The sequence below is a fragment of the Amycolatopsis sp. NPDC004625 genome, from assembly GCF_040609695.1.
GTDB lineage: Bacteria > Actinomycetota > Actinomycetes > Mycobacteriales > Pseudonocardiaceae > Amycolatopsis.
This window is the reverse complement of sequence record NZ_JBEXKX010000038.1, coordinates 30641-42360: the sequence shown is the minus strand read 5'-3', so window position 1 is coordinate 42360 and position 11720 is coordinate 30641. Positions and strand designations below refer to the sequence as shown.

The window sequence follows — 11720 nt, the reverse complement described above, 5'->3', positions numbered from 1 at the left end:
GAAGCGAAATGCCCACGTCCCACGAAGAACTCGTCGAAGCCCTGCGTACCTCCCTCAAGGAGAACGAACGGCTCCGCAAGCGCGCCACCGGGCAGCCGGGGCCGGACGAGCCGATCGCCGTCGTCGGCACGGCCTGCCGGTTCCCCGGCGGGGTCGGGTCGGCGGCCCAGCTGTGGGACCTCGTCGCCGGCGGGACCGACGCCATCGGCCCGTTCCCGGACGACCGCGGCTGGGACGTGGAGCGGCTGTTCGACCCGGATCCCGGGAAGGCGGGGAAGTCCTACGTCCGCGAAGGCGGCTTCCTCGGCGACGCCGCGGACTTCGACCCGGCGTTCTTCGGCATCAGTCCCCGCGAGGCCCTCGCGATGGACCCGCAGCAGCGGGTGCTGCTGGAGGTGGCCTGGGAAACCTTCGAGGACGCCGGTCTCGATCCCGCCGCCTTCGCGGGCCACGCGGTGGGCTGCTACGCCGGCGTCATCAACCAGGAGTACGCCGTCAGCACCCGAGCCGGGGTGGAGGAGCTCGACGGCTACCGGCTGACCGGCAACGCGGGCAGCGTGGCGTCGGGCCGGGTGGCGTATTCGCTCGGGTTCGAGGGGCCGGCGTTGACGGTGGACACGGCTTGTTCGTCGTCGCTGGTGGCGATTCACCTGGCCGCCCAGGCGTTGCGGCGAGGTGAGTGTTCCCTCGCGTTGGCCGGGGGCGTGACGGTGATGGCGACGCCGAGCCTGTTCGTGGACTTCTCGCGGCAGCGGGGCCTGGCGCCGGACGCCCGGTGCAAGGCGTTCGGGCGGGGCGCGGACGGCACCAGCTTCAGCGAAGGCGCCGGGCTGGTGTTGCTGGAGCGGTTGTCCGTGGCCCGGGAACGAGGCCATCGCGTCCTGGCGGTCGTGCGGGGTTCCGCGGTCAACCAGGACGGTGCGTCCAACGGCTTGACGGCGCCGAACGGTCCGTCGCAGCAGCGGGTGATCCGGGCGGCTTTGGCGAGTGCGGGACTGTCCACTTCGGACGTCGACGCGGTGGAAGCCCATGGCACGGGTACTTCTTTGGGTGATCCGATCGAGGCGCAGGCCCTGCTGGCGACCTACGGGCAGGACCGGGTCGAGCCGTTGTGGCTGGGTTCGGTGAAGTCGAACATCGGCCACACCCAAGGGGCCGCCGGGGTGGCCGGGGTGATCAAGATGGTCGAGGCCATGCGCCGGGGCGTGCTGCCGCGGACGTTGCACGCCGACGAGCCGACCCCGGCGGTGGACTGGTCGGCGGGCGAGGTCCGGCTGCTCACGGAACAGCGGGAATGGCCGGACCTCGACCGGCCGCGGCGGGCCGGGGTGTCGTCGTTCGGCATCAGCGGCACGAACGCCCACCTGATCCTCGAACAGGCGCCCGCGACCGACGTCGCCGAGGACGCCGGGCCCGCGCTGTTCCCCGGCGGCGTGGTGCCGTGGGTGCTCTCGGCGCGCACCGCGCCCGCGCTGGCCGCGCACGCCGGGCGCGTCGCCGCGGCCGCCGGCTCCGACGGCACCGGCACGGCCGCGACGCTGGCCGCCCGGACGGCGATGCCCCACCGGGCGGTCGTGCTGGCGGCCGACGCCGGCTCCGGGACCGCCGGGCTGCGGGCCGTGGCCGCCGGCGAAGCGGCACCTGCCGTCGTGCGCGGGACGGTCGTGCCGGGCCGGACCGCGCTCGTCTTCGCCGGCCAGGGTGCGCAGTGGGCGGGCGTGGGCCGGTCGTGGCCGGAGACGTCGCTGTTCGCCCGGACCCTGGCGGCCGTGGTGGCCGAACTGGACTGCCCGGGCCTCGCGGACGTGCTGCGCGGCGACGCCGCCGCCCTCGACGAGACCGGCTACACCCAGCCGGCCCTGTTCGCCGTGGAAGTGGCGCTGTGGGAGCTGCTGTCCGCGGCGGGGGTCCGGCCGGACTACGTCCTGGGGCACTCGATCGGCGAGATCACCGCCGCCCACGTGGCCGGGGTCCTCGATCTGCCGTCGGCCGCGAAGCTGGTCTCCGCCCGGGCGAAGCTGATGCAGGCGCTCCCGCCGGGCGGCGGGATGGCGGCCGTGGCCGCACCGGACGGCCGGGACGCGGCCGGCCGGCTGGCGCCGCTGCTGGCGGGCACCGGCGTGGTCGTGTCGGCCGTCAACAGCCCGGGTTCGGCGGTGCTGTCCGGGGAGAGCGCCGCCGTCGACGCGCTGGCCGCCGACCTGCGCGCCCGGGGGTGGCGGGTGAACCGGCTGCGGGTCAGCCACGCGTTCCACTCCCCGCTGATGGAGCCGATGCTGGCGGACTTCGAACGCGTCGCGGCCGGGCTGACCCACCGCAGGCCGCGGCTCCCGCTCGTGTCCACGGTGACCGGGCGGCCGATCGCGCCGGACGCCGGCTACTGGGTGCGGCAGGTGCGCGAGTGCGTCCGGTTCGACCAGGGCGTGCGGTTCGCGCTGGACCAGGGCGTGCGGAACTTCCTCGAAGTGGGCCCGCACAGCGCGCTGGCCATGGCGATCACCGAGACGGCGCAGGCGGCCGACGTGCCGGTGGCGGTCGCCGGCACCATGCGCCGGGACGACGACCGCCCGGAACGGGTGCTCGCCGGCCTCGCCGCCGCGTTCACCACCGGGCTGGCGGTGGACTGGCCCGCGGTGCTGGGCCACCCGGGCACCCGGGTGCCGCTGCCGGCCTACCCCTTCGAGCACGAGCGGTTCTGGTTCAGCACCCCGACGGCCGCGGACGCGGCCGCGCTGGGGCAGCGGCCCTCCGCCCACCCCGTCCTCGGCGCGGTGGTCGACCTGACCCCGGACGCCGGGGTGGTCCTGACCGGCCGCGTCGGGACCGGGCTGCAGCCGTGGTGGTCCGGGCACGCCGTGTTCGGCACGGTCGTGGTGCCGGGCACGGCGATCGCGGAGTGGGTCTGGCACGCCGGTGCCCAGGTGGACTGCCCCGAGATCGCGGAGTTGCTGCTGGAGGCCCCGCTGGTGCTGGCCGGCCGGGCGGCCCGTCGGGTGCAGGTGCGCGTCGCCGCCCCTGCCGAGGACGGGAACCGGGCCGTGACCGTGCACTCGCGCGCCGACGGGCCCGGCGAAGAGTGGGTGTGCCACGCGACCGCGGTGGCCGCCCCGGCGACCGCGGACGACCCGGGTGAGGCGCTGACGGACTGGCTTCCCGAAGGCGCGCACCCCCTCGACCTGACGGGGGCCTACGACGCGCTCGAGGAGGCGGGATTCGGCTACGGGCCCGGGTTCCGCGGGCTGCGCCGCGCTTGGCGGCTCGGCGACGACCGCTACGCCGAAGTCGAACTCCCCGAAGCCGGCGCCGGTCTCCTGATCGAACCGGCGGTGCTGGATGCCGCCATGCACGTGGGTGCCGTCGAAGCGGCGGCGGGTACCGCGATGCCGTTCGAATGGCGGGGCGCCCGGGTGTACGCGACCGGGGCCACCTCGGTGCGGGTCCGGTGGCGCCCGCTCGGCCCGCACGCGTTCCGGCTGGACGTCGCCGACGCCGCCGGCGCACCGGTGGCCGCGATCGACAGCGTCACCACCCGGCCGGTCACCACCGGCGACGTCCGGCACCGGTCCGGCGGCCTCCTCTTCGTGGACTGGACACCGGCCCCCGCGCCCTCCGGGCAGGACGACCGGCCCGCCGCCGACGTGCACTGGGTGACCGGCGACGACCCGGAAACGGTGGTCGCCGAGACGGTCGGGACGCTCCAGCGGTGGCTGGCCGCCGACGGCGAAAACCCCCTGGTGGTCGCCACGGCCCACGCCGTCGCGGCGGCGCCGGGCGACGTCGTCGACCTGGCCCGGGCGCCGGTGTGGGGCCTGGTGCGGACCGCGCAGAACGAGCACCCCGGCCGGTTCGTCCTGGTCGACGTCGACAACGATCCCGCGTCGCGGGCCGCCGTGCCCGAGGTGGCCGCGTCGGGTGCGGGCCAGGTCGCGATCCGGGCCGGCCGGGCCCTGGTGCCCCGGCTGGTGCGGCGCGACCCCGGCGAGCCGCTGACGCCGCCGCCGGGCCCGTGGCGGCTGGCGGCCCGCGGCACCGGCAGCGTGTCGGACCTGGTCCTGCAGCCCTGGCCCGACGGTGCCCGGCCGCTGGAACCCGGCGAGGTCCGGATCGCGGTCCGGGCGGCCGGGGTGAACTTCCGGGACGTGGTCACCGCGCTGGGCATGGTCGCCGACCAGCGCCCCCTCGGGGGTGAAGGCGCCGGTGTCGTGCTCGAAGTGGGGCCGGGCGTGACCGGCCTCGCGGCCGGGGACCGGGTGCTCGGCCTGCTGCCGGCCGCGGGACCGGTCGTGGTGGCCGACCGGCGGTCGGTGGCGCCCGTTCCCGCCGGCTGGTCGTTCGCCCAGGCGGCCACGGTCCCCATCGTGTTCCTGACCGCGTGGTACGGCCTGCGCGAGCTGGCCGGCCTGCGGGCCGGGGAGACGGTGCTGGTGCACGCGGGCGCCGGCGGCGTCGGGATGGCGGCGATCCAGCTCGCCCGGCTCTGGGGCGCGAAGGTGCTGGCCACGGCGAGCCCGGCGAAGTGGCCGGTGCTGGCCGCGCTCGGGATCGACGCCGACCGCATCGCGTCCTCGCGGACCACCGAGTTCGCCGGCCGGTTCGCCGGCGCCGGGGTCGACGTCGTGCTCAATTCCCTGGCCGGCGCCCCCACCGACGCCTCCCTGCGACTGGTGAAGCCGGGCGGCCGGTTCCTCGAAATGGGCAAGACCGACGTCCGGGACCCGGCCGACCACCCCGGGCTGCGCTACCGGGCGTTCGACCTGATGGACGCCGGCCTCGACACCATCGCGCACATGCTGGCCGAGCTGGGCGAGCTGTTCGCCCGCGGCGACCTGCGGCCGCTGCCGGTGACCGCGTGGGACATCCGGCGGGCGGCGGGTGCGTACCGGTACATGAGCCAGGCGAAGCACACCGGGAAGGTCGTCCTGACCCTCCCGGAGGACGTCGGCGGCGACGGGACGGTCCTCGTCACCGGCGGGACGGGCTCGCTCGGCGCCCTCGTCGCCCGCCACCTGGTCACCCGGCACGGGGTGCGCCGGCTGCTGCTGCTCAGCCGCCGCGGCCCCGAAGCGGACGGAGCGCCGGAGCTGCGGCGGGAACTCGCCGCGCTCGGCGCCGACGTGACCGTTTCGGCGTGCGACGTCACCGACCTCGACGCGCTGCGCGGGGCCGTCCGGGGGCACTCGCTGAAGGCCGTCGTGCACACCGCGGGGGTGCTCGCGGACGCGCCGATCGACGCGGTCCGGCCGGATCAGGTGCGGGCCGTGCTGGCGCCGAAGGTCCTGGGCGCCTGGAACCTGCACGTGCTCACCCGCGAGGCCGATCTGGCGGCCTTCGTGCTCTTCTCGTCCCTCGCCGGGGTTGTCGGCAGTCCTGGTCAGGGTGGCTACGCCGCCGCGAACGCCTACCTCGACGGGCTCGCCGAGTACCGCAGGCGCCACGGCCTGCCGGCGGTTTCGCTGGCGTGGGGCCTCTGGGACCGCGACGGCGGGATGAGCGGAGGGCTGGGCCGGGCGGACCGCGCCCGGATCGCCCGCGGGGGAGCGGTCGCGATGAGCGACGAAGACGCCCTCGCCCGGCTCGACACCGCGCTCACGGCCACGGCCGCCTCGGTGGTGCCCGCGGCGGTGGACACCGCGGCGCTGCGGGCCGGGCCGGTGCCCGAGATCCTGAGCGGGCTGGTCCGCCGGCCGCCGCCGCGCAGCGCGGCCGGGGCGGCCGAGGTGACGGGCGGGCTGGTCCGGCGGCTCACCGGGCTCGGCGCCGCCGAACAGCAGCGCGTGGTGCTCGACGTGGTGCGCCGCGAGGCGTCGGCCGTGCTCGGGCACGCCGGCGCGGACGCCGTCGATCCCGAGCAGCCGTTCAAGGACCTCGGATTCGACTCGCTGACGGCCGTGGAACTGCGCAACCGCCTGGCCAACGCCACCGGCGCGCGCCTGGCCGCCACGCTGGTGTTCGACCACCCGACCCCGGTGGAACTGGCCCGGGAACTCGTCGCCGCCGTCGCGCCCGCGGCCGTGACCCCGGCCCGGACGGCACTGTCCGAACTGGACCGGGTCGAGCTGGCCGTACCCGCGTTGCTCGACGACGGCGACGCCGGCGAGGTGCTGGCCCGGCTGCGAGAGCTCGTGCGCCTGCTGGAGGTCCCGCCGCCGGACGAACCGGCGGCCATCGACCCGGACGCCGCGACCGACGACGAACTGTTCGACCTGCTGGACCAGCTGGGCGAGACCCGGGGAAGGCGAGACGCGTGACCACCAGCGAAGACAGGCTCCGCGCCTACCTCAAGCAGGCGACCAACGACCTGCTGGCGAGCCGGCGGCGGGTCCGCGAACTGGAGGACCGGCAGGCCGAGCCGATCGCGATCGTCGGCATGGCGTGCCGCTTCCCGGGTGGCGTGACGTCACCAGAACAGCTGTGGGACCTGGTGTCCGGCGGCGGCGACGCCGTTTCGGCGTTCCCCGATGACCGCGGCTGGGATCTGGACCGGTTGTTCGACCCGGATCCGGACCGGGCGGGCACGTCGTATGTCCGGGAAGGCGGTTTTCTGGCGGACGCGGCGGGGTTCGACGCGGGGTTCTTCGGGATTTCCCCGCGTGAGGCCCTGGCGATGGATCCGCAGCAGCGGTTGCTGCTGGAAGCGTCCTGGGAGACCCTCGAGAACGCGGGCATCGACCCGCTTTCCCTGCGGGGCACCGATGTGGGCGTGTTCGCCGGCCTGTTCAGCCAGGAGTACGGCTCGCGCGTGCGTGGTGCGCGGGACGACGTCGAGGGCTATCTGGGTTCCGGTTCGGCGGGAAGTGTGGCGTCGGGCCGGGTGGCGTATTCGCTGGGTTTCGTGGGTCCGGCGTTGACGGTGGACACGGCGTGTTCGTCGTCGCTGGTGGCGATTCACCTGGCGGCGCAGGCGTTGCGCCGGGGTGAGTGCTCGCTGGCGTTGGCCGGGGGTGTGACGGTGATGGCGACGCCGGTGTCCTTTGTGGAGTTCAGTCGTCAGCGTGGGTTGGCTGCCGATGGCCGGTGCAAGCCGTTCGCCGGTGGTGCCGACGGGACGGGCTGGGGCGAAGGTGTCGGGCTTGTGTTGCTGGAGCGGTTGTCGGTCGCTCGGGCGGCGGGGCATCGGGTGCTGGGTGTGGTGGCGGGTTCTGCGGTGAACCAGGATGGTGCGTCGAATGGGTTGACGGCGCCGAATGGTCCTTCGCAGCAGCGGGTGATCCGGGCGGCTTTGGCGAGCGCGGGTCTGTCCACTTCGGACGTTGATGTGGTGGAAGCCCATGGCACGGGCACTTCTTTGGGTGATCCGATCGAGGCGCAGGCGCTGCTGGCGACCTACGGGCAGGACCGGGTCGAGCCGTTGTGGCTCGGCTCGGTGAAGTCGAACATCGGCCACACTCAGGGCGCGGCCGGGGTGGCCGGGGTGATCAAGATGATCGAGGCCATGCAACGCGGGGTGCTGCCGCGGACGTTGCACGTCGACGAGCCGACGCCGAAGGTGGATTGGTCGGCCGGTGAAGTACGGCTGTTGACCGAAGCACGCGAGTGGCCGACGGTCGACCGGCCGCGCCGGGCCGGTGTCTCGTCGTTCGGCATCAGCGGGACCAACGCGCACGTGATCCTCGAACAGGCGCCGGAGCAGGAGCCGGTGGCCGAATCTTCGGACGTGCCGGGTGGTGTCGTGCCCCTGGTGCTCTCCGGGCGCGGTGAGGCGGGAATGCGCGCCCAGGCGGCCACCCTGCTGTCCTTTGTGGAGAGACACGAGGTTCCGCTCGCCGAGGTGGGCCGCGCGCTCGTGACGAGCCGGGCGTCGCTGCCCGATCGGGGTGTAGTGCTGGCGGCCGACCGCGCCGAAGCGGTCGCCGGGTTGCGGGCCCTGGCCGCGGGCACACCCGGCGTCGTCACGGGCGCGGCCGTCCCGGGCGGCCTCGCGGTGGTGTTCTCGGGGCAGGGCAGCCAGCGGGCGGGCATGGGCCGCGAGCTGTACGACCACTTTCCGGTGTTCCGGGCGTCACTGGACGAGGTGTGCGCGGAGCTGGCCGTCGCCGACCTGCCTTCGGTGATGTTCGAGGACACCGACGGCGTGCTGGACGAGACGGGGTGGGCGCAACCGGCGTTGTTCGCCTTCGAGGTGGCGCTGTTCCGGCTGCTCGAATCCTGGGGCCTGGCCCCGGACGTGGTGGCCGGACACTCCCTCGGTGAGGTGACGGCGGCGTTCGTGGCCGGCGTCCTGGACCTGGCCGACGCGGCGCGGCTGGTGGCGGCGCGGGCGAACCTGATGCAGGCGCTGCCGCCCGGTGGCGCGATGGTGTCGATCGCCGGGGCGGCCGAGGACCGCGTGCGGGCGGCACTTCCGGACTCCGGCGTGTCGCTGGCGGCGGTGAACGGTCCGGAGTCGGTGGTGATCTCGGGCGAGCTGGCCGCCGTGACGGCGGTGGCGGACGAGCTGCGGGCGGCGGGGTGCCGGGTGCGGGAACTTCGGGTTTCGCACGCGTTCCACTCGCACCTGATGGACCCGATGCTCGATGACTTCCGCGAAGCCGTGAAGCAGCTTTCGCTGCGGGAGCCGGTGATCCCGCTGGTGTCGAACGTGACGGGCGAGGTGGCGCAGCCCGGCGAAGTGTCCGATCCGGAGTACTGGGTCGAGCACGTGCGGGCGACGGTGCGGTTCGGCGCCGGGGTCGCCGCGCTGGCCGGGACGGGCGCGTCGACGGTGCTGGAGCTCGGCCCGGGCGCGGTGCTGACCGGCATGGGCGCCGACGCGCTGCCCGCGGGCGCCCGGGTGGAGTTCGTGGCCACCGCGCGGAAGAACGTGCCCGAGGTGCGCGGGGTGCTGACCGCGCTGGCGGAGCTGCACGTGCGCGGCGCCCGCGTGGATTGGGCGGCCTGCCTCGGGGCCGGAGGCCGCCGCCTCGATCTGCCGACGTACGCCTTCCGGCACGAGCGGTTCTGGCTGGACGCGTCGCCGGACACCGGGGACGTCTCCGCGGCCGGCCTCGATTCGCCCGGGCACCCGCTGCTGGGCGCCGCGGTGCCGCTGGCCGATCCCGGCGGCGTCGTGCTGACCGGCCGGCTGTCGGCGCGGACGTACCCCTGGCTGGCCGAGCACACGGTGTCCGGCGTGGCCGTGGTGCCGGAGTCGGTGTTCGTCGAGCTGGCCGTCCGGGCCGGCGACGAGACCGGCTGCCCGGCCATCGGCGACCTCGCCCTGGACCGGCCGCTGGCCCTGGCCGGGCCGGAAGCGGTCCGGCTGCAGGTGTCGGTGGCCGAGCCCGACGAGACGGGCGCCCGCCGGATCACCATCCACGCCCGCCCCGAATCCGACGGCCACGGGTGGACCCGTTACGCGTCGGGGACCCTCACCCGGGCCGCGGCTCAGCCGTCCGTCACCGAGCGGCCGCCCGGAGCCCGGGATCTCGACGTCTCCGGGTGGAACGACGGCCGCGGCTACGGGCCCGCCTTCCGCGGGCTGACCGCCGCCTGGTCCCACGGGCGGGAGGTCCACGCCGAGGTCACCTCGCCGCTGGCCGCCGACACCGGGTTCGGCCTCCACCCGGTCCTGCTCGACGCCGCCCGCCAAGCGATCGCGATCACCGCGGAGACCCCGGAGGACCCGCACCTGGCCGCCACCTGGACCGGCGTCACCCTCCACGCAACGGGCGCGACCACCCTGCTCGTCCACGTCGCCCCGATCGGCCCGGCCACGTTCCGCCTGACGGCCACCGACCCGGCCGGCGCCCCCGTCCTCACTGTCGAGAGCCTCACCCTGCGACCGTTCGGCCCCGACGAGCCGGCCGCCCCACGAGCCGCGGAATCGCTGTACCGGATCGACTGGTTCCCCGCCGACATCGCACCGGACGGCGAAGCCGCCCTGACGGTGGTGGCGAGCACCAACCTGGCGGGCCGGTTGGCGGCCGCCGGAGTCGCCGCGACCGCGCGGCCCGGCTTGTCCGCCGAGCCCGCGCCGGAGGGACTGGTGCTGGCGGAGATCGACGCAGCCGACGCCCCCACTGCGACGGCAGAAGCCGTTCGGCTGTGCCAGGAGTGGCTCGCCGAGCCACGCCCGCCCACGGCCCGCCTGGTCATCCTCACCCGCGACGCAGCGGACACCGGTGACGCCGCCGGCGCGCCTGACGGCGACGCTGCTTTCGGCCCCGGCGGCGGTCTCGGTCCCAGCGGCGGCGGCCCAGCCCCCGGCTTCGGCGGCATCCGCGAGCCCGACCTTGGCTCCGGCGGCAGCCTCGGCCCCAGCGGTCTCGGTGCTGCCGCCGGTGCGGCTGTCCGGGCGGTGGTGCGCTGCGCCCAGTGGGAGCACCCCGGCCGGTTCCTCCTCGCCACCCTCGACGCCGACGACCGCTCGCTCCGCGCGCTGCCCGCCGCCCTGCGTTCCGGGGAACCGGAGCTGGCCGTCCGGGGCGGGGCGCCGCTCGTGCCCCGGCTGGTCCGCGTCAGCGCCGGAAGCACCGGCGCCGGAAGCGGCAGCGCCCAACCCCTCGACCCAACCGGCACGGTGCTGATCACCGACGGCACCGGCGCCCTCGGCCGCGTCGTCGCGCGGCACCTGGTGGCCGAGCACGGCGCACAGCACCTCCTGCTGCTCAGCCGGAGCGACCCGGACGCCGAGAGCGCGGCCGAGCTTCGAGCGCTGGACGCCGACGTGCGCATCTCCCCGTGCGACGCCCGGGACCGCGAGGTGCTCGGCCGGCTCCTGGCCGAGCACCCGCTCACCGCCGTCTTCCACCTCGCGGCCACCCCGGACGACGGCCCGCTCACCGAACTCACGCCCGAGGGGCTCGCCGCCGTCCTGGAGTCCGAAGTGGACGCGGCGGTGAACCTGCACGAACTGACCGGGGACCTCGCGGCGTTCGTCGTCTTCTCCTCGGCCGCCGGTCTCGTCGGCGAGCCGGGCCATAGCGCGGCCGGTGCCGCCGGTGCCTGTCTCGAGACCCTCGTCCGGCAGCGGCGCGCGCAAGGTCGGCCGGCGCTGTCGCTGGCGTGGGCGCAGCACGGCAACGGCATCCGGCCGCTGTCCGAGGCGAAAGCGATGCACCTGCTCGACGCCGCCCTGGACCACGGTGATCCGGTGCTGATGCCGGCCGAGCTGGACTTTGCCGAGCTGCGGGGCCGGCCGGTGCCGGCGTTGCTGCGGGCGCTGGTGCGGCCGGGACGGCGGGCGGCCCAGGCGAGCGCGGCGACCCGTGGCGCACTCGCCGGACGGCTCCGCGGCCTGCCCCCGGCGGACCGGTACCGGAAGCTGCTGGAGCTGGTGCGCCAAGAGGCTGCGGCCGTCCTCGGCCACGCGCCCGGCGACGCGGTCCCGGCCGAACGGGCGTTCAACGAGCTGGGCTTCGACTCGCTGACCGCCGTGCAGCTGCGGAACCGGCTGACGGCCGGCACCGGGGTGCCGCTGCCGACCACCCTGCTCTTCGACCACCCCAACCCGGCCACCCTGGCGCGCCTCCTGCAAACGGAGCTGTTCGAGGCCGCCGACGACGTGCCGCCGGCCGTGGCGGAACTCGACCGCCTCGCGGAAAGCCTGTCGGAAATCCCGCGGGGCAGCGCGCTCGAAAGCGGGATCACCGCGCGGCTGCAAGCCATGCTGTCGCGCTGGAAGGAACGGACCGACCCCGTCGCCGGGCCCGAAGTGCCGGCGGCGTCGACGGCCGCGCTCTTCGACTTCATCGACAACCAGCTCGGCCGCGGCAAGACAGGGGAGCCGTAGGGGGTTGGCC

The 11720-nt window shown here is 75.5% G+C and carries 2 protein-coding genes; both read left to right on the top strand.

What is annotated here, in order from left to right; translation table 11 throughout:
- Positions 1–8: 8 nt before the first annotated feature.
- Positions 9–6248 (top strand): SDR family NAD(P)-dependent oxidoreductase, encoded by a 6240-nt coding sequence (locus ABZW17_RS33825; RefSeq protein ID WP_354823267.1) that lies wholly within the window; start codon positions 9–11, stop codon positions 6246–6248.
- On the top strand, positions 6245–11710 hold the full coding sequence (locus tag ABZW17_RS33820; RefSeq protein WP_354823265.1) for a type I polyketide synthase: 5466 nt from the start codon (positions 6245–6247) through the stop codon (positions 11708–11710). Before ABZW17_RS33825 ends, ABZW17_RS33820 begins: the two co-directional genes overlap by 4 nt.
- Positions 11711–11720 lie beyond the last annotated feature (10 nt).